General features: G+C 66.8%; 20 protein-coding genes. 11 read left to right on the top strand and 9 right to left on the bottom strand.

Annotated elements, in window-relative coordinates; genetic code table 11:
• Positions 1-7 precede the first annotated feature (7 nt).
• Positions 8-601 carry a 5-(carboxyamino)imidazole ribonucleotide mutase gene (purE, locus tag PY310_RS02930; RefSeq protein ID WP_275212659.1) on the bottom strand — a complete coding sequence of 198 codons (594 nt, stop codon included), beginning with the start codon at positions 599-601 and terminating at the stop codon, positions 8-10.
• Positions 598-1,794, bottom strand: a complete 1,197-nt coding sequence (locus PY310_RS02925; protein ID WP_275212658.1) for a 5-(carboxyamino)imidazole ribonucleotide synthase — start codon at positions 1,792-1,794, stop codon at positions 598-600. Before PY310_RS02925 ends, purE begins: the two co-directional genes overlap by 4 nt.
• Positions 1,795-1,966: 172 nt before the next feature.
• On the opposite strand from PY310_RS02925, the gene PY310_RS02920 reads away from it, so the two are divergent.
• A complete protein-coding gene (locus PY310_RS02920; protein ID WP_275212657.1) occupies positions 1,967-2,560 on the top strand; it encodes a GtrA family protein in 594 nt (197 codons plus the stop codon).
• An 87-nt stretch (positions 2,561-2,647) separates the two neighbouring features.
• Here the strand turns inward: PY310_RS02920 and PY310_RS02915 are convergent, their stop codons facing one another.
• Positions 2,648-3,346 carry a TIGR03089 family protein gene (locus tag PY310_RS02915; RefSeq protein WP_275212655.1) on the bottom strand — a complete coding sequence of 233 codons (699 nt, stop codon included), beginning with the start codon at positions 3,344-3,346 and terminating at the stop codon, positions 2,648-2,650.
• Positions 3,347-3,762: 416 nt separating this feature from the next.
• Here PY310_RS02915 and PY310_RS02910 point away from each other — a divergent pair, with 416 nt between their 5' ends.
• From PY310_RS02910 to PY310_RS02900, 3 genes are read left to right on the top strand one after another with little or no spacing between them, the layout of a single operon-like run.
• Positions 3,763-4,296 (top strand): WhiB family transcriptional regulator, encoded by a 534-nt coding sequence (locus PY310_RS02910; RefSeq protein ID WP_275212653.1) that lies wholly within the window; start codon positions 3,763-3,765, stop codon positions 4,294-4,296.
• 29 nt (positions 4,297-4,325) lie between these two features.
• On the top strand, positions 4,326-7,658 hold the full coding sequence (locus tag PY310_RS02905; RefSeq protein WP_419095442.1) for a glycosyltransferase: 3,333 nt from the start codon (positions 4,326-4,328) through the stop codon (positions 7,656-7,658).
• Entirely contained in the window at positions 7,651-9,378 is a 1,728-nt protein-coding gene (locus PY310_RS02900) for a DUF5719 family protein (protein WP_275212652.1), read from the top strand. Before PY310_RS02905 ends, PY310_RS02900 begins: the two co-directional genes overlap by 8 nt.
• Positions 9,379-9,419: 41 nt before the next feature.
• On the opposite strand, the gene PY310_RS02895 is transcribed toward PY310_RS02900, so the two are convergent.
• Entirely contained in the window at positions 9,420-9,935 is a 516-nt protein-coding gene (locus PY310_RS02895; protein WP_275212651.1) for a metallopeptidase family protein, read from the bottom strand.
• A 120-nt stretch (positions 9,936-10,055) separates the two neighbouring features.
• Here PY310_RS02895 and PY310_RS02890 point away from each other — a divergent pair, with 120 nt between their 5' ends.
• The 5 genes from PY310_RS02890 (at position 10,056) to PY310_RS02870 (ending at position 14,954) form a co-directional block, all read left to right on the top strand.
• Positions 10,056-10,445, top strand: a complete 390-nt coding sequence (locus PY310_RS02890) for a DUF3499 domain-containing protein (RefSeq protein ID WP_275212650.1) — start codon at positions 10,056-10,058, stop codon at positions 10,443-10,445.
• A 142-nt stretch (positions 10,446-10,587) separates the two neighbouring features.
• A complete protein-coding gene (locus PY310_RS02885) occupies positions 10,588-10,809 on the top strand; it encodes a Trm112 family protein (protein WP_275212649.1) in 222 nt (73 codons plus the stop codon).
• A 74-nt stretch (positions 10,810-10,883) separates the two neighbouring features.
• Complete coding sequence (gene ahcY, locus PY310_RS02880) at positions 10,884-12,371, top strand: adenosylhomocysteinase (RefSeq protein ID WP_275212648.1); 1,488 nt, start codon at positions 10,884-10,886, stop codon at positions 12,369-12,371.
• Positions 12,372-12,434: 63 nt separating this feature from the next.
• Positions 12,435-13,673: a L,D-transpeptidase gene (locus PY310_RS02875; RefSeq protein WP_275212647.1), complete on the top strand. Its 1,239-nt coding sequence runs from the start codon at positions 12,435-12,437 to the stop codon at positions 13,671-13,673.
• A gap of 81 nt (positions 13,674-13,754) precedes the next feature.
• Positions 13,755-14,954, top strand: a complete 1,200-nt coding sequence (locus PY310_RS02870) for a TIGR01906 family membrane protein (protein ID WP_275212646.1) — start codon at positions 13,755-13,757, stop codon at positions 14,952-14,954.
• Here the strand turns inward: PY310_RS02870 and PY310_RS02865 are convergent.
• Positions 14,951-16,783, bottom strand: a complete 1,833-nt coding sequence (locus PY310_RS02865; RefSeq protein ID WP_275212645.1) for an AMP-dependent synthetase/ligase — start codon at positions 16,781-16,783, stop codon at positions 14,951-14,953. The two genes, PY310_RS02870 and PY310_RS02865, sit on opposite strands and share 4 nt — an antisense overlap.
• A gap of 68 nt (positions 16,784-16,851) precedes the next feature.
• A complete protein-coding gene (locus tag PY310_RS02860; RefSeq protein ID WP_275212644.1) occupies positions 16,852-18,534 on the bottom strand; it encodes a dolichyl-phosphate-mannose--protein mannosyltransferase in 1,683 nt (560 codons plus the stop codon).
• Positions 18,535-18,697: 163 nt separating this feature from the next.
• On the opposite strand from PY310_RS02860, the gene rsmI reads away from it, so the two are divergent.
• Together rsmI and PY310_RS02850 are read left to right on the top strand one after the other, a co-directional pair.
• Positions 18,698-19,519 carry a 16S rRNA (cytidine(1402)-2'-O)-methyltransferase gene (gene rsmI / locus PY310_RS02855; protein ID WP_275212812.1) on the top strand — a complete coding sequence of 274 codons (822 nt, stop codon included), beginning with the start codon at positions 18,698-18,700 and terminating at the stop codon, positions 19,517-19,519.
• Positions 19,520-19,803: 284 nt separating this feature from the next.
• Positions 19,804-21,303 carry an NAD-dependent succinate-semialdehyde dehydrogenase gene (locus PY310_RS02850; protein ID WP_275212643.1) on the top strand — a complete coding sequence of 500 codons (1,500 nt, stop codon included), beginning with the start codon at positions 19,804-19,806 and terminating at the stop codon, positions 21,301-21,303.
• Between the two features lie 2 nt (positions 21,304-21,305).
• Here PY310_RS02850 and PY310_RS02845 read toward each other — a convergent pair whose 3' ends face one another.
• Genes PY310_RS02845 through PY310_RS02835 form a run of 3 tightly spaced genes read right to left on the bottom strand, consistent with a single transcriptional unit; the run spans position 21,306 to position 26,389 of the window.
• A complete protein-coding gene (locus PY310_RS02845; protein ID WP_275212642.1) occupies positions 21,306-23,837 on the bottom strand; it encodes a transglutaminase TgpA family protein in 2,532 nt (843 codons plus the stop codon).
• The gene (locus PY310_RS02840; RefSeq protein WP_275212640.1) at positions 23,834-25,267 is read right to left on the bottom strand and encodes a DUF58 domain-containing protein; all 1,434 of its coding nucleotides are present in this window, start codon (positions 25,265-25,267) and stop codon (positions 23,834-23,836) included. Before PY310_RS02840 ends, PY310_RS02845 begins: the two co-directional genes overlap by 4 nt.
• Positions 25,268-25,279: 12 nt before the next feature.
• Positions 25,280-26,389, bottom strand: coding sequence for an AAA family ATPase (locus PY310_RS02835; protein ID WP_275212639.1), 1,110 nt, complete (start codon positions 26,387-26,389; stop codon positions 25,280-25,282).
• Positions 26,390-26,529 lie beyond the last annotated feature (140 nt).

Below are 26,529 nucleotides of genomic sequence, written 5' to 3'. Positions count from 1 at the left end.
TCCCGGCCTAGCGGCTGCCCCGGAGGACGCCATTGCCGTCAGCGAAGACCTCGCTGACCTTCTGCCGGAGGCTGGCTCCCTTACGGGCGGCCGCATTGTTGAGCTCCTGGGCGAAGTCAACAAGGTCTGCACGAAGCGACGCTGCCATTGCGTCCGTGCCCGAGGCGAGGATGCGGACGGCGAGCAAGCCGGCGTTGCGGGCGCCCGCTATGGACACGGTGGCGACCGGGACGCCGGCGGGCATCTGCACGATGGACAGGAGGGAATCCATGCCGTCAAGGGTCTTCAACGGGACGGGAACGCCAATAACGGGCAGGGGAGTCACGCTGGCGAGCATGCCGGGCAGGTGGGCCGCCCCGCCGGCACCGGCAATGATCACGCGCAGGCCGCGCTCATGGGCGCTCTGCCCGTACTTGATCATTTCCGTGGGCATCCGGTGAGCGGACACCACGTCGGCTTCAAAAGGTATGCCGAATTCAGCCAGAGCATCAGCCGCGGCCTCCATCACCGGCCAGTCCGAATCCGACCCCATGACGAGTCCCACGATGGGTCCAGTGCCGGTTTCGGCAGTCCCGCCGCCGGCGGTGGTTTCGATGCTCATGCGTTCTCCTCGGAAATGCGTGCTGGATCGTCGGCCGGAATCCGGCCGTCCCGGATGATGGAAGCCACCCGGGTGGCGCGCCGACGCACTGAGTCCACGTCGTCGGTGGAGTCGCCGACAAGGTTGACGTGGCCGATCTTGCGTCCCGGCCGCACCGACTTGCCGTAACAGTGGACCTTGGCTGCCGGTTCGCTGGCGAGGGCAGCCGGGTACGCCGAGAAGAGGTCCTGGTTGTCGCCGCCGAGGAAATTCTTCATCACCACCACCGGGCCCAGGACGTCGGTAGCACCCAGCGGAAGGTCCAGGACTGCCCGCAAATGCTGTTCAAACTGGCTGGTGACCGAGCCGTCCTGTGTCCAGTGACCCGTGTTGTGCGGCCGCATGGCGAGTTCGTTGATGAGGAAACCGGTTCCGGTCCCGGGAGTTTCAAAGAGTTCGGCGGCCATCACGCCGGTGACGCCGAGTTCGTTGGCGATGCGCAGCGCCGCGTCTTCGGCCGCTGCCGCAACCTCCAGGGGGATGCCTAGGGCGGGGGCAATGACCTCGTCGCAGACACCGTCCACCTGGATGGTGTGCACCACGGGCCAGGCCCTCGCTTCGCCGCCGGGGGTCCGCGCCACCAGGGCGGACAATTCGCGGCTGAATTCAACCTTCGCTTCGGCGAGCAGCGGACTCATGGCTTCGAACCACGGAGCGGTCCCGTCAGCCTCTTCGGGAGAGCCGACGATCTGCACGCCCTTGCCGTCGTACCCTCCGCGCGGCATCTTGAGGACAACGGGCCAGCCGATGTTGTTACCGAATTCCACCAGGGCGGCGACGTCGGCGACCTCGGCCCACGCCGGATTGGGGAGGCCCAGCCTGTCAATGGCCGCGCGCATGACCAGTTTGTCCTGCGCGTTCACCAGGGCATCGGGACCGGGCTGGACGTTGACGCCGGCGGCCAGGAGCTCGCGAAGGTGATCGTTGGGCACGTGTTCGTGATCGAACGTCATGACATCCAGCCCGTCCGCGAAGTCGAGCAGAGTCTGGAGATCTTTGTAGTCACCCACCGGCGACGTCGAGACGGCTGAGACGGCTGAAACGTCCTCAGCTTCGGCAAGCACACGAAGTTCGAAACCAAGGGCGGTGGCGGCTGGGGCCATCATGCGCGCAAGCTGGCCGCCGCCAACCACGCCGATTACTGGAAAAGTCACATATGCCAGCCTACAGAAAAGGTCGCCGGATCCCGGCTTTGGGGCGCCACGAGGCCCGCAAACCCCATAATTCGGCCGCAGCACAACACGGCTGGCAAATTGGTTCCCAGAATTGGGGGCTAAAATAATCTTCTGGCCGTGTGGCCCACAGAACGGACGGCCATGGAGGGTCATGATTAACTCACTCGCAGATCGTATCCGGGGACTAGCCTCGCTGTTTTGGCGCGAGGTGGCCAAGTTCGGAGCAGTTGGCGGTGTGGCGTTCGTCATTGACAACGGCCTGACGTACTACCTGATGCACGGCCCCATGACGGACAGCGAAGCAAAGGCCCGCTTCGTCGGCGCCAGCATCGCCACAATCTTCTCCTGGGTCGCCAACCGGCTGTGGACATTCCGGCACCGGCGGCAGGCCAATGTGCTCCGCGAATTCCTGATGTTCATCCTCATCAACGGCATCGGGATCGGCATCTCCACGGGATTCACGGCCCTGGCCAAGTATTCGTTTAACGTGACCGATAAGAACATGCTGTTCGCCGCCGGAGTTGTGGGCATCCTGGTGGCCACCGTGGTCCGCTTCTTTGCCTACCGGTTCCTTGTCTTCAACCAGGAACTGGACCAGGAGCCGGAGTTCTCGCACGACCACGAGATCATCGAGGGGCATCCCCAGGACAAGGCCGCGGCGGCAAGCATCCCGGGAGGTCCCGCAGGCGCACGCGGCTCAGAAGTTCCTGATCAGGATGCATCGGGAAGTACCAGGCAGTCCTGACCGCTGAGGCCGCGTCCTTCGCCGGCCGCGGCTCCCGTGGAGTTCCCTGAGCTGGCGGGACGGGCATCCCTTATGTTCCCTGAATGCTTACGTCCCCTGAATGCGTTCCGCTGCCAGGAGCTGGTCCGTTAGCTGCACCTCGGGGTGGGCCAGTACCACTGAACCCCCGCCGTGCCAGGCGCCCAGGCAGTTCGCCAATGCCGCTTCCAAACCATCGCCTGCCGTCACCAGGAGCCTCACGCCCTCATCGTGCGGTGCCGAGAAACCTGTGATCAGGTCGGCGTGGCGGTGACGCGTTCCCCGTCGGTCGGTGACAGCGAAGCCGGACCCGGACGGATCTGAGTGGGCCATAAAAATGTCACCGTGTGAACGCACTTCCGCCGCGTAGTCGATGACTCCGGCAGGAAGTTCTCCCGGCCACCGCATCGCCAGCGCGGGCAGCGCGACGGCAATGACGGCGTCGTACGTTCCTGCCCCGGTTCCGGGGTTGTCCGTAACGAGCAAATCGGCCTCGCCCCCGTCAAGGACTGTCTCCATGCCGAGCTGCCAGGCGGCGAGGGCCCAAATCATTGATTTCCAATGGACCGGTAAGTCAAGGCGCAACCGCATTTCCGGTTCGGCGTCCAGTTCGTCCTGCAGCAGGTTGCCGGTTTTGGCGACCCAGTTGTCCAGAACCCGGCCTGAAAGTTCCACCCGTTCGGAGTCCGGTCCGTACCAGGTGAGCCGGGGAGAGGTGGAGTGGCCGGAACGCAGGCTGGTCATCAGTTCGATCGCCGGGATACTCATGGCACCATCTTGCCACGCGTGCCGGGGGCCACGCCCGGCCCGGGGAAAACGCCCGGGGCCGCCGAGCCGGGGCTTTGACCAGGCGAAAAGCCCTGTGATGTTAGTCACAGTTAATTCGTCCGCCTATTTGTCTTATTGGCTTCGCGCCTGTACATTCGGCCGGTATTCATGGGAATCCGGTCCCGCGGTCGTCGTTCCGGGGCCTGCGCCGTCCGCCGCGCCGAGCGTGGTGAAAATTATCCGGGCGTGGCGTGACGGCGTTTCGCCGGAAAAGGTGATTATTATCCGGCGACGGCTTGACTCTCCGCTAGTTACACACGTGTAATTAGATATCGAAAGCGACTGCATAAATACCCGCTCTCAACCGAGTGTCAACGGGAACCATGCAGTGGCAGCAAACTTTCAGGAGGGTCGCCGTGGGGCAAGCAGAGCGTATCCATGAAGATGCCGTCGCCGGCCAGGCTACGGCGAAATACCGCGCAAGGGGAGTACCCAGCGACTGGTATGTGGATCCCGCCGATCCTGACGCTGCGGACCGCTACAACCGCACCACAAAGGATTCCCTCCAGGACCAGGCCACGGCCTTCCTGGCGGCCCACGAAGCGCTCCTTGACGGCGGACATGACGAGGATGACCTTGACCCGCCCATGGAACTGCGCACTCCCGGCCCGGAAGCGACCCAGCCGGTATGGATCGGACTGCCGTTCCAGCAGGACTTTGACGACGAAGGTGAACTTGGCTGGCAGACTGATGCCCTGTGTGCCCAGACTGACCCGGAAGCGTTCTTTCCGGAAAAGGGTGGATCCACACGCGACGCCAAGAAAGTGTGCGGCGCATGCAATGTGCGTTCACAGTGCCTCGAATACGCGCTGGCGAATGACGAACGGTTCGGCATTTGGGGCGGCCTTTCCGAGCGTGAACGCCGGCGGCTAAGGAAGCGAGCAAGCTAATTCTTCAGGAAGTACACGTCACTGCCGTTGTGGTTTCCCACAACGGCAGTGCCTATCTCCCCAGAACCCTGGCCGCCCTCGCGGACCAGACCCGGCCAGCGGATTCCGTCATCGGAGTGGATACCGGCTCGCGCGATGACTCTGCTGCCCTCCTCGAACGGGCTCTGGGACCAGAGAACGTCATTGGTGTTCCCCACGGCAGGAGCGGGATGGGCGGCGCTGTGCGCGCCGGCCTCAGCGCGCGCTCGCCCTGGGGAGGTGAGCCGGACCGGGCCGCCAGAGAGTGGATTTGGCTGCTCCATGATGATGCAGCTCCGGCGCCGGAGGCGTTGGCGGAGCTGCTGGGTGCCGTGGAGCGCGCACCCTCTGTCACGGTGGCCGGGTGCAAGCAACTGGACTGGCACAGCGAACGCCGCCTGATCGACGTCGGACTGTCCACCAGCAGGTGGGCTGAGCGCCTTACCCTCATCGACGCCGATGAACTTGATCAGGGCCAGTACAACGGCCGTTCGGACACCTTTGCTGTCAACTCAGCCGGCATGCTGGTGCGGCGTGACATCTGGGAACACCTGTCGGGCTTCGATCCCGCCCTGCCAGGCACCGGCGATGACGTGGACTTCTGCTGGCGCAACCGTCTCGCCGGGCATCGAGTGGTGGTGGTGCCTACGGCGCGGATGTTCCATGTTGCCCATCGGCCGCACGGGCAGGGAAACCCCTCGGCAGCCCGCAAAGCACAGGTACACCTCCGGCTGAAGCACGCGCCCCTGTGGAAGGTTCCTGTCCACGCCGTGGGCGCGCTGCTCGGCAGCCTCTTTAAACTCGTGCTCAGCGTCGCCGTTAAGGACCCGGGACATGGCTTCTCTCAACTCGTAGCCACGTTCGCGGCCCTGGCCAGGCCTGCCGCGCTGGCCAAATCGCGCCGCACGGCAGCCAGCACACGCCGGATCCGGCGGTCTGTCATCAAGAAACTGCAGACCCCCCGCCGTGAAGTGTGGAACCACCGCCGCTCGCTCATCGAAGCGCTGGGCGCGGACAAGTCCACCGCCGACGGCCTGGTCCAGGATCCGCTGGCGGACCAACCGACGGGCGACTCCTCCGACGACTTCGCGGCGCTGACCACCACCGAGCGCGGCTGGGTGGGCACCGGCGCTCTCGCTGCCATCATCATTGCGTCGGCCGCTTCGCTCACAGCTCTCAGCGGCCTGTTCCGGGCCGAAGCCGTTTCCGGGGGCGGACTGATTCCGGTCTCGGCTTCCCTGGGCGAAATCTGGCATCACGCCTCAAGTTGGTGGATCAGCCTGGGGGCAGGCCTTCCCGGCAAGGGTGACCCCTTCGACTACGTGCTGTGGATCCTCGGCGTTCTCGGTGGCGGAGATGCCAACGCGGCGATGGCCTGGCTGCTTCAGCTCGCTGCCCCGCTATCCGGTTTAACGGCGTGGTTTGCCGCTGGCGGGGTAACCGTCCGCCGACGCTTCCGCTTCATTGCGGCGCTCTTCTGGGCTGCCGCACCAGCCCTCCAGGTGGCCCTCAACCAAGGCCGGGCGGGGGCGCTGATCGCGCACATCATGATCCCGTTGCTGGTGTTGGCACTGCTGCGCGCCACAGGTAGCGCCGTGGGCCATGGGAGGTTCGCCCTGCCGTCACCGGGGGAGCTCCGGTTCCCCGAAAAGCCGCCTGCACGGCCCGGGATCAACGGCCTGCCGTCCTGGACTGCCGCGGCAGCCGCCGGCCTGGCCCTGGCCGTGGTGGCGGCCTGCGCACCCGTGCTCCTGGTCCCTGCTGCGGTGCTGATTGTGCTGTGCGGGCTGATACTGGGCAGGCGTGGGCGCACCGTGTGGTGGGCGCTGCTGCCCAGCGCCGCACTGTTTGTTCCGTTCGGGCTCTCCGTCATCGACAGGCCGCGTGCGCTCCTGGCTGATCCTGGTGTGCCGCTCGGATTTGACGCGGCCCCGCTGTGGCAGCAGGTGCTGGGCCAGCCGCTGCTGTTCGCTCCGGATGGCGGCCTGTCCGGCCTTCCCTGGTTCAGCGGCGGAGCCGTCCCCTGGGCGATTCTCCTGGCACTGCTTGTGGCCGTCCCGGTCCTGCTGCTGGGAGTGGCTGCACTTTTTCTCCCTGGCAAACGGAGCCGGACCGCCCGCGCCCTCTGGGCCGCGGCACTGATCATCCTGGTGGGCGGCTGGCTTGCCAGCCATGTCGCCACGGCCGCCAGCGCCGATAGCCTGGTTACCCCGTTCACCGGCCCGGCTGTTTCCGCCGCCGGTTTCGCACTCCTGGCAGCGGCGCTCATCGGCGCGGAGCGCCTCTTGGACGCGGCACACCGCTCGGCCTCGCGGAACGCCAGCCGCAGCGTGGCACTTCGTGCTGCCACCGCCGTCGCCATGGTGCTGCTCCTGGCCGGTCCGTTGGCAGGCATGGCCGTATGGTCTGCCCAGAACGTCCTTCGGCCCGCCGCCCCGGCGCAGGCCTCCGACGGTCCGGCGGACGCCGGGCTGGGCACGCCCCGGCTCGTTGAGGCGGCCAGCGCCCGGACCCTTCCCGCCACGGCGATTGACCGCGGCACCGGGCCGGAGCAGTCCCGCACCCTGCTCATCAGCACCCACGAGAACGGGACGTTTGACGCGGCCCTGATGCGCGGTGCGGGAACCACCCTGGACAGCCTTTCCGCCATTGCGGCAGCCCGCAACATCATGGGTGCCCCGGGCCAGGAGACAATCCGGGAAGACGACGACGTCACAGGCTCGCTGCGCAGCGTTGTGGCCACACTGGTGGCCGGGCAGGGTGTGGATCCCCGGCCGGAGTTGGAGCGCCTGGGTGCCGGGTTTGTGGTGCTGCGCTCCGCGGACACAGCAGCCCAGTTAACCGCGAGCAGGATGGACGCCGTGCCTGGCCTGGTTGCCGTGGGGCAGACGGATGTGGGCTGGCTCTGGCGGATCACCCCGCTCAACCAGCCTGCCCTGCAGCCAGCGGACGTCGCCCACCGCGTTCGGATTGTGGACCCTGCCGGAGCCACGGTGACCCTGGTGCCTTCCAAAAACGACGACGTCGACAGCCCCGTCCCGGCGGGCCCGGAAGGCCGGCTCGTAACTCTTGCTGAACGGGCGGATCCCGGATGGAGCGCCTGGTTCGACGGGCAGAAACTGACGTCCACCACCTCCGGCTCGGCCCAGGCCTTCACGTTGCCGGCTTCAGCCGGTCAGTTGACCATCCGCTATGACGCCCCGTGGGCCCTGTGGTCAGGCATCATGCAGGTCACGGTGTTCGGGCTCACTGTGATGCTCGCCCTGCCGATGCCGGCACGGCGGCCCAACACCGGGCTGTCACGGGACGAGGGCTCTTTGCGTAAGGAACACCAAAATGCATAACACCGCTCCAACTCCCGCCCCGGCGGCCCCCAAGCCTGCTCCGGGCAGCGTCGAGGAGCAGGACGGGACGCCGGGCGCACCGGCAGGCGCACCTCCGGCCGTACCGCCGGCGGATGCCGGCGCCACTGGCCCAGCCAAGCCTGCTCCCCGGAGGAAACCGACCAAGGACATGCTCACCGGCCTTGTCTCGGCGTTGGCGATCGTTGCCGCGGCGGGCGGAATCGTTGCTGCGGCATCCTTCGCCCCCCAGCCCGCAGGCAGCCGTCCCATCCCGGCCGTGCAGGCCTCCGTTCCCGCCGGTGCGAGCATCGGCGTCTGTCCCGGACCGGCACGCCTGCTCGAAGGCACCGAAGCCGGCACTGACCCCCAATTCAGCCCTGAGTCCGCCACGGCGGAGACTGTCGTCACCGGCGCGGTGCTGAGCGCCCCCGGTGGTGTCCTTCCCGCCAGCCTGCTCTCCACTCTTAACGGGACTCCCGCCGTCGAGATCGCCAAAGGCGGCACCCAGCCGGCTCAGTCCGGTCCGCAGGACCTGAAGGCCGGGGTGCTCAACAGTCACCGGGTCAGCGGTGCCACCGTGCTGGGGGCGGACGCGATGGCCGGCCAGAAACCGTCAGCGGCCGGTGCGCTGAAGTACTCGGCAACGGACGGCGACCTGCAAGGGACCGCGGCAGCCAACTGCACACCGCCGGCCAACGATCTTTGGCTCGCCGGCGCCAGCACCACTGTGGGGCGCACATCCGTCCTGGTCCTCAGCAACGCCTCGAGCACTCCCGCTACCGTGAGCCTTGAGCTGTTTGGGAGCAAGGGCCAGATCCAGGCGCCCGGCAGCAGGGGGCTCCTCGTCGCCCCGGGAACCACCCGTTCCTTCGTCCTCGCCGGCCTGGCTCCCGGTGAGCGGCAACTGAGCGTCCATGTCCGGAGCGCCGGCGGTCCCGTCGCTGCGGTCATTCAACAGAGCGTCCTGAGGGGACTGACGCCGGGCGGCCTGGACTTCATCACGCCGGGGGCCGCGCCGGCTGCCCGGCAGGTCATGACCGGCCTGGACATCCAGGACGCCGGCGGCATTTCAGCGATGACGGGGAAGTCGGGCTTCGGCGACGCGGGCCCCGCTCTGAACATCACCGTGCCCGGCCCTTCCGACGCCGTGGTGGAGGTCAAGCTCTTCGGCCGCGATGGTCAGAAGGCCCTCCCCGGCGGCGGCGTGGTCACGGCGAAGGCAGGCTCCGCCACCGAGATTTCCTTGGCAGGCGTCCCGGCCGGCCGCTACACGGTGTCCACCAGCTCGGACGTCTCATTCGTGGCTTCGGCGCGTGTAACGCGCGGCGTCAACGGCACCAAGGCCTCCGATGTGGCGTGGGCGGCCTCGGGCGTCAGGCTCGGCAGCCAGCACGTTGTTCCGGTGCCCCAGGGCGGTGACCGCAGCCTCGTCTTCGGCGTGCTGGAGAACAGGGCCACCATTTCCTACGCAGCCGTGACAGCCGACGGCAGGATCCGCCCGGCAGCCACTGCGGACGTCGCCGGCGGAACCACCACCTCCATCAAGCTTCCCGAGAAAGTGGAGGAGTCGGCCGTGGTGGCCTACGTGGTCTCAGCGTCGGGCGACGCCGCCTACGGGGCCCTGCTGCTGCAGCAGGACGGCCGGGAGGACATTTCCACGCTGGCCCTGATGCCTGCCGCGTCGGGGCAGGAAAAGGTCGCGGTCTCCCTCGGCTACTAAACCTCGGCTACTTACCTCGACAACGAAAGCCAGGCGGGCGGTCAGTACCTGCGGCGGTAGACCGGATCCAGCGTCTCCGGGGCCACTCCGAGCATCTCTGCCGTGTGCTCCACCACAACGTCGTGCACCAGGTCCTGGAGTTCATCCAGGCTGCCACAACCCTGTTCCACCACCCGGCGGTACAAGGTGATCACCGGGCCTTCCCCGTCCGTTGCCGGCGTGTAGGCACCCATCGGCGGAGGCGCAGCCTGGGCCACCAGCTGCTCCAGGTCCGGCGGGATCTCGTCCACGGCAAATCGAACGCCGTCCAGCGTCTTTCCCCAGATGTCGTGGAGCCGCTGAGCGGAGTCCAGGACCAAGTCATCAAAACGGTCAGAACGCGTCCGGTATCCGGGATGAGTGGGCAGGACGAGTTCCCCCCGCAGGCCGCGGCCGTGGCGGTTCCGGCGGCGCATCGCAAAACTCCGGCCCGTTGAGCTTGGTCCCGTTTCTGTACCGGAGGCGTCCGGGTCAGCCAAACGGACCGAAAAAGCTGAATCATGGTTCGATGACTGCATACATTGACTGTAAACCCGGCCGCAGTTTTACGCGAGACTCACCGCCGGCAGGCCCGGGGCACGGCGGTTGGTGCGGCAAATACCGGGAAACGAACGTCAGGCAGAGTAGTCTGTGATGTCGTGGGAGCTATCCGTCAATGTTCACGATCGGCCTGCCGTCAGTCAGCGGTGGCGACTTTGACGTACGTCTACGCGGACTCCACCGCAGTCCTGGGTCCCCTTGCCACCTACGCCGAGCCGCATTGTTACGATTTGTGCGAGCAGCATGCCGGGTCACTGACAGTTCCCCGCGGCTGGGAGGTGCTTCGGCTGGCGATGCCCACCACTCCCCAGCAGCCCGGCCCGGACGACCTCCTTGCCCTGGCCAACGCAGTCCGGGAAGCGGCAGCCCTGCCGCCCAAGCCGCAGACAACGCCGGCCCAGCGTGCTGCACACTCGGCGCTGGAAGCGCCGGCCGGTGCCGAAGGCACACGCCGGGGCCACCTCCGCATCCTGCGCGAACCGTCCTGATTCTCCACTGCCCCGGACATCGTGCCGGATCACGAATCCACCGGACCTGCACCTGTCCGATGCTGGAGTGGCGGTAGGCTTGAACCTGCTAATCAGTCAGCCACCGGCGCGCGGACGCGCGCCCTTTCGGGAGCATCCAACCATGGCAAAGATCAGTCCTGAACTGTTGTCCGTCCTGCGCTGTCCCGTGACCGGCTCGTCGCTGGTCCAGGACGGCGAAGAGCTTGTATCGACGGCGGCGGGAGAGTCGGGCGTGAAGCTCCGCTACCCGATCCAGGACGGCATACCGCTCCTGCTGCCGCCGGAACTGCTGCTGGCTGCCACCGCGGCCGGCTCCGACCAGCACGACTCCGCTGCGTCCTGACTTTCACTCCCACATCGACCTGCATGCAGACGCTTTAACGCCGTCGCCGCCATCGGACAGAGCAAAGGAACACCATGACAATTGACTACAAGGTCGCCGACATTTCGCTGGCCGAAGCGGGACGCCACCAGATCCGGCTGGCCGAGCACGAGATGCCGGGGCTGATGTCCCTTCGCAAGGAGTTCGGCCCCAGCCAGCCGCTGAAGGGCGCACGGATTGCCGGCTCCCTCCACATGACAGTGCAGACCGCCGTCCTGATCGAAACGCTCACCGCCCTCGGTGCCGAGGTTCGCTGGGCCTCCTGCAACATCTTCTCCACGCAGGATGAGGCTGCCGCCGCCGTGGTGGTGGGCACCGGCACCACCGAGGACCCGCAGGGCGTTCCGGTGTTCGCCTGGAAGGGCGAAACGCTCGAAGAGTACTGGTGGACGGCGCAGCAGATCCTCACGTGGCCCGGCGCGGACGCAGACCCGGAGCTTGGTCCCAACATGATCCTGGACGACGGCGGCGACGCCACCATGCTGGTTCACAAGGGTGTCGAATTCGAAGCTTCCGGCGCCGTGCCGGAGGCTGCCGAAGATGAATCCGAAGAAGGCCGGATCTTCCTCGATGTGCTCCGCGCCTCGCTTCAGGAGGACAACCAGCGCTGGACCAGGATCGGCTCCCGCCTGCGCGGCGTCACCGAAGAAACCACCACCGGCGTGCACCGCCTCTACCAGCTGGCTGAGCAGGGCAAGCTGCTGTTCCCCGCCATCAACGTCAACGACTCGGTGACCAAGAGCAAGTTCGACAACAAGTACGGCATCCGGCACTCCCTGCCGGACGGCATCAACCGGGCCACGGACGTCCTGATGGGCGGCAAGGTCGCCGTCGTCTGCGGTTACGGTGACGTGGGCAAGGGTGCGGCGGAAGCATTCCGCGGCCAGGGCTCACGCGTGATCGTCACCGAAATTGATCCCATTTGTGCCCTGCAGGCAGCCATGGACGGCTACCAGGTGGCCAAGCTGGAGTCCGTCCTGAGCGAAGGCCACATCTTCATCACCACCACCGGCAACAAGGATGTCATCCTCGCGGAACACATGGCCGGCATGCGCGACAAAGCCATTGTGGGCAACATCGGCCACTTCGACAACGAGATCGACATGGCCGGACTGGCCCGGATCCCGGGCGTCCGGAAAGTGGAGATCAAACCCCAGGTTCACGAGTGGGTGTTCGACGCCGATCCCGCCACTGGCAAGGACAGCCGCTCCATCATCGTCCTTTCCGAGGGACGCCTGCTGAACCTCGGCAACGCGACCGGCCACCCGTCCTTTGTGATGAGCAACTCCTTCGCCAACCAGACGATTGCCCAGATCGAGCTTTGGACGAAGCGGGACCAGGCTGAGGGCGAGCGGGAGTACGAAAACCAGGTCTATGTGCTGCCCAAGATCCTTGACGAAAAGGTTGCCCGCCTGCACCTGGACGCCCTGGACGTCGAGCTCACTGAACTGTCCAAGGAACAGGCCGAATACCTGGACCTGGATGTCGCCGGCCCGTACAAGCCGGAGCACTATCGTTACTGAGGTGTGACTCCCCGGGCGCGGACGGCGCCCGGGGTTGTTACCTTCAACCATTAAGATCGGACTATGGAGCCAGAAGCAAAGCCACGCCGGATGTCGACGGCCAAAAAGATTCTTGTTGTGGCAGCCGTCTGCGGACTGGCTGCTACGGGCGGTGTCTTCGCGGCCGTTGCCCCGGGCCTCGCCCGCGGTGCCCTCGAGTCGGAGGCGGCCTCCGCTGTCCGTTCCGCGCCGGGCCTGGCGTCACCGGTGGTGCCGCCGGTCAAGGTGGACATCATCCCTGCCGCCGCCGCCAAACAGGTCAACCCGGCCACACCGGCATCTGTGAAGGTGGGCAACGGCAGGATCGAGAGCGTCACGCTTACCAGCACGGCAGGGGAATCAATTCCTGGCACCTTTGCAGCGGACGGCAGCAGCTGGTCGGCCACGGCACCGCTGAAATTCAACACTGAGTACAGCTACACGTATGTGGTGACCGACGGGGCCGGCCGCGAAAGCACGGCCACGCAGGCATTCAATACGGTGTCCAGCACCCACGAAGCCGACGCGGCGATCTACCCCCTCGACGGCATGAAGGTGGGTGTGGGCCAGCCCCTCCAGGTCGTCTTCAGCGAGCCGGTGGTCAACCGGGCTGCCGTGGAGAAGGCCATCAAGATCACCTCCAGCGCGGGCCAGGTTGGGGCCTTCCACTGGTTCAGCGACACCATGGTCCGTTACCGCCCCGAAGGTTTCTGGGCCGCCAACTCCACGGTCACCATGGACATGCAGCTCTTCGGAGTTGATCTTGGCAAAGGCCAGATCGCGAACTTCAACAAGAAGGCCAACATCCGGATCGGTGACAAGAAAGTTGCGATTGCCGACGCCACCGCGCACACCTTCACCCTCAGCGTCAACGACCAGGTAATCAAGACGCTCCCGGTCAGCATGGGGGACAAGCGCTTCCCGTCCGCCCGCGGCTACGCGGTGCTGATGGAGAAGAACCGCTACGACCACTTCCGCGCTGCCAGCATTGGCCTCAAACCCGGGGACCCGGCGTACTACGGGGAAGTGGATGTCGAATACTCCATTCGGCTGACGCTCAGCGGGGCCTACATTCACCAGGCACTCGAGTCCGCTTACCCCTATATCGGCAACACCAACGTTTCCCACGGCTGCATCGGGTTTGCTCCCGACGGCGCCGCCTGGGTCTTTGACAACATGACCACGGGCGACGTTGTGCAGATCATTAATACTGAAGGCGATTACGCCGCCCTGGACGACGGCTATGGGGACTGGAACATCCCTTGGGCCGAGTATGACAACTAGGCCGGTAGGCTCGAGACCAGACACACTGCGCTGCCCGGACCAGAGCCAGGCAGCACGGACCCCAACGGAAGTGACGCTGCTGTGAACGACAACTCGCCGACCCCTGCCAAGCGCACGGAGCCGCAGCCGGATCCGCAACTTGATACTTCTTCGGACTCCGACGAGCCCGCGTTCGCCTGGATGACGGGGCAGCCTGAAAGCCGGGCGGACCGCAAAGCGGCGGAGGCCGCGGCTGTGCCTGACGACGCTGCGCGCGCCCGCGCCACATCCGCGGACGCTGCACCTGCAGCCGATGAAACTGCTGACGCAAATCCGGCCAGCGCCAAGCCGGCAACGGTCGAACCAGCCAGCGTCGGGTCATCCACCCCAGGGTCATCCACTCCAGGGTCATCCGCCGGCGGGTCTTCCGCCGCAGGGGCTTCGGCGGACGAAGGCAAGCAAACCCCGCTCACGGGCGCCGCACGCCACCAGTCCGGCCCTTACAGTGAACCCCTGCCCACCTCGGCCCTGCAGGTCCGCCCTCCCGAGGAGGAAGTTGAGCGCCGCAACGCGGAACGGGAAAGCGCAGCCAACGCCAAACCCGTGGCGCCGCGCATCTGGCAGGTCCTGCTGGCACTGTTCTACCCCGTGATCCTGCTGGTGCTCGCCGTCCGGGCCGTGACCAGCCCCCTGTTCCTCTGGATCGAATACAACCGGCCCGGATTCCCCGGAGACGGGTACGGTTTCAGCACCGATGACAGGATGACCTACGGCTCCTACGCGGTTGACTATCTCAGCAACTGGGCAGGTCCCCGATACCTCGGGGACCTGGTGAACCGGAGTGGGGCCAGCCTGTTCAAGGATGGCGAGGTCAGCCACATGGCGGACGTCAAGACGGTCATCCTCTCGGCCTTCGGCGCAGGTGCGCTCCTCATTGCACTCAGCATCGTGGCTATCGCGTACCTGCGCCGCCGAAGCCCCGGGGGAGTCCGGCGGGGGCTCTTCGCAGGCTCCATCGTGTCGCTGGCGATCATCCTGGGCCTCGGGGCACTGGCGGTGCTGAGCTGGCAACAGTTCTTCACGGAGTTCCACCGGATCTTCTTCGCCAGCGGTTCCTGGACGTTCGCTCTGGAGGACACCCTGATCCGGCTGTTCCCGGGGCAGTTCTGGATCGATGCGGGCATCGTCATTGCCGGGCTGGTCTTCCTGGTCTCCGTGGTGACCCTGATCCTCACCTGGCCTACGCGCCGGCGCCGCGGACTGCTGAAAGATGACGTGGAATCCGTTGAGGTTGCGGCCTAGCTGCGGTAAAGCCCGGCAATCTCGGCTTCAAAATCACGGACGACGGCGGCTCTTTTCAGTTTGAGCGAAGGCGTCAGGTGGCCGGATTCCTCCGTAAGGGTGGCCGCCAGGATGGTGAAGCTGCGGACCGCTTCGGCCTTCGAAACCAGGGTGTTGGCGTGGTCCACGGCCGTCTGTATTGCGCTCCGGATGCGGGGATCCCGGGCCGCATCAGCCAGAGTCAACGGGCTGACCTTGTTCTCCTGGCACCAGTTGTCCAGGCCGGCGGGGTCCAGGCTGACCAGCGCGGCTACGTAAGGTTTCCCGTCGCCGACCACCACTGCGTGGTCAACCAGCTGGTGCGTGCGGATCTTCTCTTCAAGCGGTCCGGGCGCCACGTTCTTGCCGCCGGCGGTGACCAACAGGTCTTTCTTGCGGCCGGTAATGGTCAGGAACCCTTCGGGGTCGAGTTCCCCCAGGTCCCCGGTGCGGAAGAATCCGCCCACGAAGGCCTCCGCGTTGGCCGCTTCGTTGGCGTGGTACCCCTTGAAGACACCGATCCCTTTGACCAGCACTTCGCCGTCCTCGGCGACACGGATGGTTGTTCCCGGCAGGGGGATGCCCACACTGCCCACCCGGGTGCGGGTGACGGTGTTGGCGGTGCAGGGAGCCGTGGTTTCGGTCAGCCCGTAACCCTCCAGGACGGGGATCCCGGCACCGCGGAAGAAATGCGCGTCGTCGGGGGCCAAGGCGCTGGCACCGGACACCATGTGACCCAGGCGGCCGCCGAACATGCGGCGGAGCCGTGCATACACGAGCCGGTCAAAGAGGGCATGCTGCGTGCGTAACGCCAAGCCCGGTCCGGTGCCTTCCCCGCGGGCGGCACGGTCCTCCTCGAGGGAATAACGGATGGCGGTTGCCGAGGCCGCCCGGAAGATCCGCGACCTGCCGGCCATGGCAGCCTTGTGCGTGGCACCCGCCCGCACCTTTTCGAAAATCCGCGGCACGGCCAGCAGGAATGTGGGTTTGAATGTCCCCAGGTCCTCAAGCAACGCTGCAGCACTATTAACGTGGCCCAGGGTGGCACCTGCATGGAGGCAGGCCACCTGGACGGCACGGGCCAGCACATGGGCCAAAGGCAGGAACATCAGGGTCCGCGCATGGGGCTGTTTGAGGATTTCGGGCAGGAATGCAACCACGTTCACGGCCACCAGCGCGAAGTTGCCGTGGGTGATTTCGCAGCCTTTGGGGCGCCCGGTGGTGCCGGACGTATAGACCAGGGATGCGACGTCGGCCAGCCCGGCGGCGGTGCGGTGACGCTCCAGTTCGGCGTCTGTAACCCCCGTCCCGGCGGCCGAGAGGCTGGCGAGGTCCGGCGCTTCGCCGTCGAAATCCATCCTGACTACGCTGACCAGCCGGTCCCGCAGGAGTGCGGACGTTTCCAGCACACCGGCGATCAGTGCCACCTTGTCGCGGTCTTCGGCGAATACGTGGCGGGCACCGGCGTCGTGCAAAATCCACTCCACCTGTCCGGGGGAGGAGGTCTCATAAACCGGCACGGTCACGCCCCCGGCGAACCAGATGGCGAAGTCCACCATCGTCCACTCGTAGCGTGTTGCGGACATCACCACCACGGTCTCGCCCGGCTCCAGGCCGCCGGCAATAAGGCCCTTCGCCAGGGCACGGACGTCCTGCAGGAACTTGTGCGCGGACACATCCGTCCAGCCGTTGGGGCCTTTCCGGGCGTACAGCGGGTGGGCCGCGTTGGCAGCTTCCTGCCGGAGCAAAAGGTCAGTGACATTGCTGTCCGGGTCCAGCTCCACCAGGAGTTCTGTGCTTGCTTCTCGCACGGGGGCGTCTCCGTTCCGCAGCCGTTCCGCGGCGCGCGGCTCATTCGAGGGTCTGATGCCATCCTGCCTTAGATCCACGATGGCATCCACATTCTGTACCGCCATTCCTCATAGGAGATGGTCTCGGCAGTCCACAAGGGGTAGAAAAAGGCGGACAACAGCACCGCAGCGGCAACGAAGAGGGCCAGCAGGTACAGGCCGGAGCGCCGACGCCACAACGGGTCGCCCTCCCGGCCCAGAACCAGGCCCAGGCAATAGACCAAGGACAGGATCAGGAACGGCTCAAACGAGACGGCGTAGAAGAAGAACATGGTGCGTTCCGGATACAGGAACCACGGCAGATACCCCGCCCCGACGCCGGCAAGGACAGCCCCTGCACGCCAGTCCCGGCGGCCGGCCCACCAAAAGAGCAGGACCACCAGGGAGATGGCGGCACTCCACCAGATCAGGGGGTTTCCGACGGAGAGGATGGCTGATGCGCAGCGGGCCGCATGGCAATCCAGCGCTTCGGGTCCCGACTGCTGGTAGTAAAACGAGGTGGGCCGGCCCATCACCAGCCAGCTCCAGGCGCTGGCCTCGTAGGGATGCTCGGAGCCCAGCCCCTGATGGAACTTGTAGGCCTCCAGGTGGTAGTGCGCCAGCGAGCGGAGTGAGTCGGGCACCCAGCCCCACATCGGGGAGGGATTGGCCTCGGCCCAGTGACGGAAGTAGGCATCCTGGGAACGGAACCAGCCGGTCCATGTTGCCGTGTACACGAGGGCGGCCACCGGCACCATGCTCGCGAAGGCCGGCAGCCCGTCCTTGATGATTCCGCCGGTGATCCAGCCACGGATGCCTGCCACACGGCGTGCATTCAGATCCCAAAGGACGGTGAGGAGGCCGAACCCGGCCAGAAAAAACAGGCCGGACCATTTGGTACCAACGGCGAGGCCCATGCAGACGCCGGCGGTGACACGCCACCAGCGGATCCCCGGCCACGGCCCCGCCAGCAGTTGGGCACCCGACGGGCGGCCCGTCGTCGAACCCGCTGCCAGCCGTGCCAGCCGGTCAGCGAGGCGCCGCCGCCCGTCGTCGCGGTCCAGCAGCAGGGCGCCGAAGGCGGCAAGGACCCAGAACATCAGGAAGATGTCCAGCAGCGAGGTCCGGGACATGACCAGGTGGTGACCGTCGACGGCGAGCAGGAGACCCGCCGCCGCGGCCAGTGGCAGGGAACGGAACAGTTTCAGCGCAATGAGCGTCAGGAGGAGGACGGACAGGGTACCCGTCAGTGCGGCGCTGAACCGCCAGCCAAACGGATTGTCCGGGCCGAAGAGCCACATACCCGCGGCGATCATCCATTTGCCCACGGGGGGATGGACCACGTATTCCGGACTGTTCAGCAGAATGTCCGGGTTACCGGCGTTAAAGGAATCGTTGGCTTTGTCCGGCCACGTCCGTTCATATCCGCTGACGAGGTAGGAGTAGGCGTCCTTGACGTAATACGTTTCGTCGAAGACCAGGCTGTGGGGGTTGTCCAGACGCACAAACCGGAGGATCCCGCCCACCACGGTGGTCAGGGCGGGAACCAGCCAGAACCACAGGCGCAGCGAGGGCGGGTAATCACGCCAGCTCCGGATGCTGCCGATGAGGCGGCCGCGGAGGGCTGCGGCGGAAAATGCCTCTGCTGGACGGGCGATCCACGGGCGGCCGGCAGGGGGAGCGGTGTCTCCGGCCTCGGCAGGCCGCATCGAGGTCTGGGTCACGAGCCCCATGCTACCTTTTGCCGCCTGCTTCCCCGGCCAGCAGTAGGCTGATGGGGTGGACCCTAACCCCAGTACCTTCGCCGATTCCAGCCCTGCCGATTCGAACCCTGAAGATTCGAACCCTGAGGATTCGAATGTTTCCCGGACCTCGCCGGCTGCGGGGCCGGGACGGATCATCCTGGCGGCCACCCCGATCGGTAATACCGGCGACGCCTCCGCCCGCCTGATCGACCTGCTGGGCACGGCGGACATCGTGGCGGCCGAGGACACCAGGCGGCTGCACCGCCTGGTCCAGAGCCTTGGCGTTAACGTTACCGGCCGGGTGATCAGCTACCACGAGCACAACGAGGCCACTAAAACAGCTGAACTGCTGGAGCAGGTGCGCGCCGGCAAAACCCTGGTCATGGTGACGGACGCTGGAATGCCGTCCGTGTCCGATCCCGGTTTCCGCCTGGTGGAAGGGGCCGTGGCTGCCGGCCTGACTGTGACTGCCGTCCCGGGGCCTTCTGCGGTCCTGACGGCCCTGGCGCTGTCCGGCCTTCCCACGGATCGTTTCTGCTTCGAGGGCTTCCTGCCCAGGAAGGCGGGGGAGCGCGCGTCTCGGCTTGCCGATTTGGCCGCGGAGCGCCGCACCATGGTTTTCTTCGAGGCACCGCACCGGCTGGAGCCGATGCTCAGGGCGCTCCGGGAACGCTTCGGATCGGAGCGGCGGATCGCCGTCTGCCGCGAACTGACCAAGACCTACGAAGAAGTCATCCGCGGCACCGTGGGGGACCTGCTGCTCTGGGCGGAGAGCAATGAGGTCCGGGGCGAGATCGCGGTGGTGCTGGGCGGCGCACCCGAGCAGGCGCCCGGCACACCGGAGGATCACGTAGCAGCCGTCAACGCGTTGATGGCCCAGGGCATCAGGCTCAAGGAAGCAGTGGCTGCCGTTGCTGAGGACGTGCGCGTCAGTAAGCGCGAGCTGTACTCTGCCGTGCTGGCGGCGCGCTAGCCGAGACGCGGAAGTGAGTGCCCCCGGACAGGGACGGCTGTTTCCAGGCCAGGACGGGCAGGGGCGGCCCGCGAGACACCGAACATCCCCGGGGCGACACATCCCCGGGGGCGACACATGCCTGGGGATGACGTTGTGCAGGTGCACACCCCAAGGCCCCGCAGGTGGTGCATTCAGGCGTAGACCCTCCGTCCGGGGCAGCAGTACTGTGAAAGGGAATTAGCCGCGAGGGGGGCCGCCCACGGACCCGCGCGGCAGCCATTCTTACCGACGAGGGAGTCACCGTGACCGTCACTGCCCAGACTGCAATTACTGCCGACCGCGAGAGCGGGCTGCTGGCTTCCGTTCCTACCGGCCTGCTCATCAACGGTGAGTGGCGTCCGGCTGCTTCGGGAAAGACGTTCGACGTCGAAGATCCGGCCACCGGGAAAGTGCTGGTGAGCATCGCCGACGCCGGCCCCGAGGACGGCATGGCGGCTTTGGACGCCGCCGCGGCCGCCCAGGAGTCCTGGGCGAAGGTGCCGGCCCGCGAACGCGGCGAAATACTGCGCCGGGCGTTTGAACTGGTAACGGAGCGGGCCGAGGATTTCGCGCTGCTGATGACCTTGGAGATGGGCAAGCCGCTGGCTGAGGCCCGGGGTGAAGTGACCTACGGGTCGGAGTTCCTGCGCTGGTTCTCCGAGGAAGCGGTACGCGCATTCGGCCGCTACTCGGTCTCGCCGGACGGGAAGTCCCGGCTCCTGGTGACCAAGAAGCCGGTGGGACCCTGCCTGCTGATCACCCCCTGGAACTTCCCGCTGGCGATGGCCACCCGCAAGATCGCCCCCGCTGTGGCCGCCGGCTGCACCATGGTGCTGAAGTCCGCCAAACTGACGCCGCTGACATCCCAGCTGTTCGCTGCCGTCATGATGGAAGCCGGCCTCCCTGCCGGCGTCCTGAACGTCATCCCGACATCCGCTGCCGGTGCCACCACCGGCCCGCTGATCAAGGACCAGCGGCTGCGCAAACTCTCGTTCACCGGATCCACCGAGGTGGGACGCAGCCTTCTGGCGGACGCCTCGGAAACCGTGCTGCGGACGTCCATGGAGCTGGGCGGGAACGCCCCGTTTGTGGTGTTCGAGGACGCCGACCTGGATGCCGCCGTTACCGGGGCCATGGCGGCCAAGCTGCGCAACATGGGTGAGGCCTGCACCGCGGCTAACCGGTTCATCGTGCACGAATCGGTGGCGGATGAATTCGCCGGGAAGTTCGCCGAAAAAATGCGTGACATGACCACCGCCCGCGGCACCGAGCCCGAATCCAAGGTGGGTCCGCTGATTGATGCCAAGAGCCGGGACAAGGTCCATGAACTCGTCACCGACGCCCTGGCGGCCGGAGCCAAGGCCGTCATCGGCGGTGCCGCAGCAGAGGGTCCGGGCTACTTCTATCAGCCCACCATCCTGACCGGCGTCGCCGAAGGCACCCGGATCCTGTCCGAGGAGATTTTTGGGCCCGTCGCACCCATCACCACCTTCAGCACGGAAGAAGAGGCCGTCCGGCTCGCCAACAACACCGAATACGGACTCGTGGCCTACGTCTTCACAAAGGATCTGAACCGCGGTATCCGGATGGGCGAACGCCTGGAAACCGGCATGCTTGGCCTCAACGCCGGAGTCATCTCCAACGCGGCAGCACCGTTCGGCGGCGTCAAGCAGTCCGGGCTGGGACGCGAAGGTGGCCTGGAAGGCATCGAGGAATACCTCTACACCCAGTACATCGGGATCGCCGACCCTTACGCCGGCTGAGGTCACTGGCCGCGGCGGGGACGGAACAAGCCGGTGCGCGCCCTGGACCGGAAGCGGGCGGCGTGCGTGACCGCCCGGCGTGCCGGTGTCCTGATCCCCCGGAACGGAGTGGCCAGGAGCCGGGCCCAACTCCCCAGGACCGATGCCGGGAGCCAGGTGGCCCGCAAGCGCCTGCCGAGCGGGGCGTTCTCCCGCAGCGACTGCTCCACGGCCGAAATCCGGGGTGCAATCCGCTCCGGTTTCCCTGCAGCGACTTTCTCTGCAGCGGCTTCCCCTGCAGCGACGGCGGGGTTGCCCGGGCGGCCGTAGTTGCGGCGTTCAAAGTCTGCGGTCAGCGTCAGCACGGCTTGGTGAGCCTGGTCCTCCATCCCACCGGGTTCCCCAAGCAGCGCGGAACGGCGCAGGCGCGCGGAATAGGCCCGGGCCGTTTCGCTCGCCTGCGGCGGCAGGCCGTAGTCGGTGCCGAGATCGCGGAGTTCAGCCCATGCCAGCGGAATCGCATCCCCCGTGTCCGGGCCCGGCCGCTGGATACGCCGGGAGCGGATCCCCATACGAACCAGCCGGGGCGATGCCAGGACCAGGAGCAGCCCCAGCACGCCCGCCACGCCCGGCAGCCACGGCAGGAGCCAGTGTTCGAGGCTGCCGGCGTTGGCATCCGGAGCAGGCGCCGGCGCAACGCTGGGCGTCGGTGCCGGAACTGTCGCGTTTGCGAGCAGGTCGTTGTTGTTTTCAATGAGGTCGGGCGACGCGGGGCTGACCGGCTCAGTGGCATACGCAGGCACCACTCCGCGTGATGGGGTGGGCTCGAAGGGCACCCAGCCCAATCCTTGGAAGTAGAGTTCCGGCCACGCATGGGCGTCGCGGGCGTCCACTTCGAATTCCGGGAGGGCCCCCTGCCCGGCGACAGAGACGCTGGCTCCAGTAGCCCGCCCCGGTGCGTAGCCGACGGCGATACGGCTGGGAATGCCTTCCAGCCGGGCCATCACGGCCATGGCGGAGGCAAAATGGATGCAGTAGCCGCTTTTTTGGGTGAGGAAATCGGCCAGCACCGACAACCCGTTACCGTCGTAACCGCCTTGGACCGGGGACTGCAGGGAATACGTGAACTCTCCCGAGCGCAGGTAGTTCTGGATGGCCATCGCCTTGGCGTACTCGTTGTCGGTGGAACCCGTCACCGCATCGGCTGTCCGGCGGACAATGTCCGGCACGCCGTCAGGAATCCTGGTGAATTCCGCCGGGATGCCGCGCACTTCCCGGGATGACTGCCGGAGCATGTCAGCCGTAAGTACGGGTGCGGAGGACGCCACAATATATTGCTGGGCCCGGGTGTTGGTGTTGAGCCCTTTCACGGTCAGCGTGGCAGGATCCCAGGTCCAGGACCCGTTGAGGCCGCGGACTGATTGCGGCGCATACGGCAACGGCAGGTAGGGGCTGGTAAACGTGCCCGTCTCCACGACGGTGACCTGCCGCTGCTGCGGCGCGGTGACGTCGTAGCCGGTCTGGATCAGGCCGGAGAGGGGACGCCGCTCTGCGTCCCGGTCGTCCGGTCCCCAGGTTTCGCCGTCGAAATTGTCCACCGTGACTGACCGGAGGTACACCGGCCCGGAGGCGCTCGTGGCATAGGTGATCCGGCCCGTGCCGGCCGGGGTCCGCAGACTGTTGCCCAGGGTGATCATGGGGTTCAGGCCCGTGCCGGCGCCCCACGGGTTAAGCCGGGAGCCTTGCGGGAAGGTCCCCTGATCGAAGCCCGGAATCGCCAGCGGAACCGCGAGCGCGGCCACCAGGGCTACGGTGCCTGTCAGGACGGCCCGCCGCAGATGCCCGGGTGCCCTTCCGCTGTCGGTCGGGATGCGTGAATCGGGGCCAAACCATTGGCTGCACCCCAGGATCAGCAAGTAGCCGACGGCCGCGGCGCCGAAACCCCACAACCCCACGCTCTGCGGCTTCACCAGGGCAGGAACCACCATGATGGCGAGCAGGCCCAGGCCGGTGGTGGCCGGCATGCCGAGGGGGACCGCCAACGCATCAATGAGGATGACCGCCAAGCCCAGGACGGCGCACGTGACCATGACGATCCCGGCGTTCGGGGCCACCGGCGCACTCTCGGCGAGGACCGTCTCGCTGGCGCGGCGGATGAACCTGCCCAGTTCTGTCAGGGTCGCCCCGGAGGGGATGAAGCCCGCCAGGCCCGTGCTGCGGAAGAAAGTCAGAGTGAGGACGGCAATCAGGGATGCAAAGCCGCCCACCGCCACCAGGAGCGGCTGGGCGCGCAGGGCGCGAAGCACGGCGAGGGTCAGGCAAACCACCGCCACCGTCGTCAGGACAGGCAGGTACCAGGCCCACCCGCGCAGGACACCGTTGAGGGACAAAGCTGCCCCGGCAACGGACAGGGCGACCGCTCCGGCCATGGCCCACGGGTACGCACCGACCCGGACCCGTATAGGTCGCTGCCCGTGGCTGTCCGGCGCGGTGCGCCCGCGGCCGGCAGCAGCCCGCGGCTCCCGGGAGGATTCGCGTTCAGGTGCCAGCGTCACCGCCCCACCCCCGCTCCGCGGCGGACGTCGGCCGCTGCCGTGGCGGGCGCCGCGCCGTCCTGGTCAAAGCTGCTCCAGGCCACGGGGACGGCCGCCGTCGCAGGCACCGCAACAGCCCGCCAGCCGCCCCGGCGCAGCGTTTCCAGGGCGTCCTCGGAATCTTCGGGCCGGTCGGTCACGATGATGGCGAAGGCGTTTGCTCCGTAGCCTGCCCCCTGCGCCAGTGCCCTCGCCTCCTCGGGTGAGGTTCTGCCGAGTACGGCGATGATGGGCCCGCGCATCCGGTGCGCCGATAGTTTGTCCATCAGCTGGTCGCCGAAGACGTCCGGGTCGTGGCCGCCGTGGACCTTCGGACCGTGCTTCTCCCCGCCGGTATGCAGTTCCCACCCGGCGTGGTGCGGGCCGGAAATCCGGATGGCGGCAAGGCTTTCGGCGATGGCCTGAAGCCCGGACGTCCCCGAATACTCCTCTGAATCGGGCTCCGGTGCGGACGGCGAGCGGAGGAACGCCGGCTCGCCCCGGGGATCCAGCATTCGGAGGGCGTAGTTTCGCTCGGCCAGGTGCGCACAGACGGACATGGCCGCCACCACGGCCCATTCGAACGTGCCGCTGCTGGCCATCTCATGGCTGTCCCGGGGAGCCGTTCCCCCGAATCCGGACGCGGCTCCGCCGGAGAAGGCCCCAAACCGTTGATCCAGGATGATGGTGGCTTCCGGCGTCGTGACAGATTCCTCCTGCCGCACCATGAGTTCGCCGTGGCGGGCGGTGGCGGCCCAGTGGACGCGCCGCATGGGATCACCCGGGCGGTATTCCCGCGTCATGACATCGTCGTCGCTGGGGTTGGCGCGGGTCCGGGTGGCGGTGATGCCGTCGTTGCCGCGGGCCCCCGCGAGCCCGGTGACGGGGAGTTCGACGGCGGCGGGCGTGACGGTCAGGATGTCGCCGTCGTCGATGGCCTGCCGGTGCAGGGAGAGCCCGAACGGGTCGGTGAACTCGGCAGTAACGGGGCCGATCAGGTATTGCCCGCGTTGTGTGGAGTGCAGGTGGTATTCGTACCTGCTTGTCCCGCCGGTGGCGGACCGGGCCGGAAAGCGGAAGGCGGGGGACTCGCCGAACTGCGGGGGCAGCTTCTCCTCCATGACGGCCCGCCCGCCGCCCGAGCCGCTCCGGGCCACGGCGAGCCGGACGGTGGTGGCCGCGGAGGTCTCCACCGGGGAGGGATGGAATTCCCGGTACACCTGGAAACGCGGTTTCACGAGCCTGATCCCCGCCAGGGCAACGAGCGGCAGGACGATCAGCAGCACGCTCAGGCTCAGCAGGTCCCGGCGTCCCATGATCTGCGCTGCAGCCAGGGAGATGGCGCCCGCAGCAAGGAGCCCCCACCCCCGATGGGTGAAGAGATGCCGCGGAAACCGATCGAGCAGCGCCATGGGATATCCCGCCTAGTGGTTCCGCCGCAATCCTGCCGGCGCGGCCGAGGACCGGGCCGGAGTGGTCACCGGATCCTGGCTGACCGGCAGCCGGGACAGGATGCCGCGGATAACGCTGTTCGGCGTCTCACCGGCCCCGGCGGCTTTGCGGTCAAGGATGATGCGGTGGGCCAGGACCGACTCCGCAATACCCACGACGTCGTCGGGCAGCACAAAGTCACGGCCGTCCAGCGCCGCCGTGGCTTTGGCGGCCCGGAGCAGCTGGAGCATGGACCGCGGGCTCGCCCCCAGCCGGAGCAGGGGACTCTCACGCGTGGCCCTGCCGACGGAGACGGTGTATTCCTTCACCGCCTGGGACACATAGACCTGCTGGACGGTGGCGATCATGGCCGCCACATCCGCTGCGGTCACCACCGCGGACAACTTCGCCAGCGGCGAGCTCGCCTGGTGGGTTTCCAGCATTTCGATTTCCGAATCCTTGTCCGGGTAGCCCATGGAGATCCGGGCCATGAAGCGGTCCCGTTGGGCCTCCGGGAGGGGATAGGTCCCTTCCATTTCAATGGGGTTCTGCGTGGCCACCACCATGAACGGTTCGTCGAGCCTGTACGAGTCTCCGTCCACCGTGACCTGGTGCTCTTCCATGCACTCCAGCAGCGCAGACTGGGTTTTTGCGGAGGCCCGGTTGATCTCATCGCCGATGACGATGTTGGCGAAGACGGCCCCGGGCCGGAACTCGAACTGGCGCGTTGACTGGTTGTAGATGGACACCCCCGTGACGTCCGAGGGCAGGAGGTCGGGAGTGAACTGGATCCGGCTCACCGTGCAATCGATGGTCCGGGCCAGGCTCTTGGCCAGCAACGTCTTGCCCACGCCCGGCACATCTTCCAGCAGGAGATGGCCCTGGGCAAGCAGCACCGTCAGGGCCAGCCTGGCGGCATCGGATTTCCCGTCGATCACGGTGTTGATCGAGTCAAGGATACGGCGGCTGGCGGCGTGGAATTCCGCGGCATCCATGGCGGCGGTGCGATGGCCGTTGAGGTGCTCCACCTGCCCCGGGACCGGGGAAAAGTTCCTGCCGGGAGGGGCTGCCTCGTTGACGGCGGTGCGGCGGTGGGGGTCCATCTGCAACCTTTCAGCCCGGGGATCACCTGGGACGGGACAGCCGGCCTGCCTGCGCCCGGCGGTGGGCGTTCGCATCTGTTTCCTACCAGACTACTAAGACAACTGCCGGGGCAGACAGAGAGTTCCTTGAATTCCGGGGG

The sequence above is a fragment of the Pseudarthrobacter naphthalenicus genome (assembly GCF_029076445.1).
GTDB classification, from domain to species: domain Bacteria; phylum Actinomycetota; class Actinomycetes; order Actinomycetales; family Micrococcaceae; genus Arthrobacter; species Arthrobacter naphthalenicus.
Note: the sequence above shows the minus strand (reverse complement) of the source record. Positions and strands in the feature narration are given on the sequence as shown.

Coding starts and splice junctions, on each gene's coding strand:
- purE (WP_275212659.1), bottom strand. CDS start 601: ATGAGCATCGAAACCACCGCCGGCGGCGGGACTGCCGAAACCGGCACT.
- PY310_RS02920 (WP_275212657.1), top strand. CDS start 1,967: ATGATTAACTCACTCGCAGATCGTATCCGGGGACTAGCCTCGCTGTTT.
- PY310_RS02915 (WP_275212655.1), bottom strand. CDS start 3,346: ATGAGTATCCCGGCGATCGAACTGATGACCAGCCTGCGTTCCGGCCAC.
- PY310_RS02900 (WP_275212652.1), top strand. CDS start 7,651: ATGCATAACACCGCTCCAACTCCCGCCCCGGCGGCCCCCAAGCCTGCT.
- PY310_RS02895 (WP_275212651.1), bottom strand. CDS start 9,935: ATGCAGTCATCGAACCATGATTCAGCTTTTTCGGTCCGTTTGGCTGAC.
- PY310_RS02885 (WP_275212649.1), top strand. CDS start 10,588: ATGGCAAAGATCAGTCCTGAACTGTTGTCCGTCCTGCGCTGTCCCGTG.
- ahcY (WP_275212648.1), top strand. CDS start 10,884: ATGACAATTGACTACAAGGTCGCCGACATTTCGCTGGCCGAAGCGGGA.
- PY310_RS02875 (WP_275212647.1), top strand. CDS start 12,435: ATGGAGCCAGAAGCAAAGCCACGCCGGATGTCGACGGCCAAAAAGATT.
- PY310_RS02860 (WP_275212644.1), bottom strand. CDS start 18,534: ATGGGGCTCGTGACCCAGACCTCGATGCGGCCTGCCGAGGCCGGAGAC.
- PY310_RS02840 (WP_275212640.1), bottom strand. CDS start 25,267: ATGGCGCTGCTCGATCGGTTTCCGCGGCATCTCTTCACCCATCGGGGG.
- PY310_RS02835 (WP_275212639.1), bottom strand. CDS start 26,389: ATGGACCCCCACCGCCGCACCGCCGTCAACGAGGCAGCCCCTCCCGGC.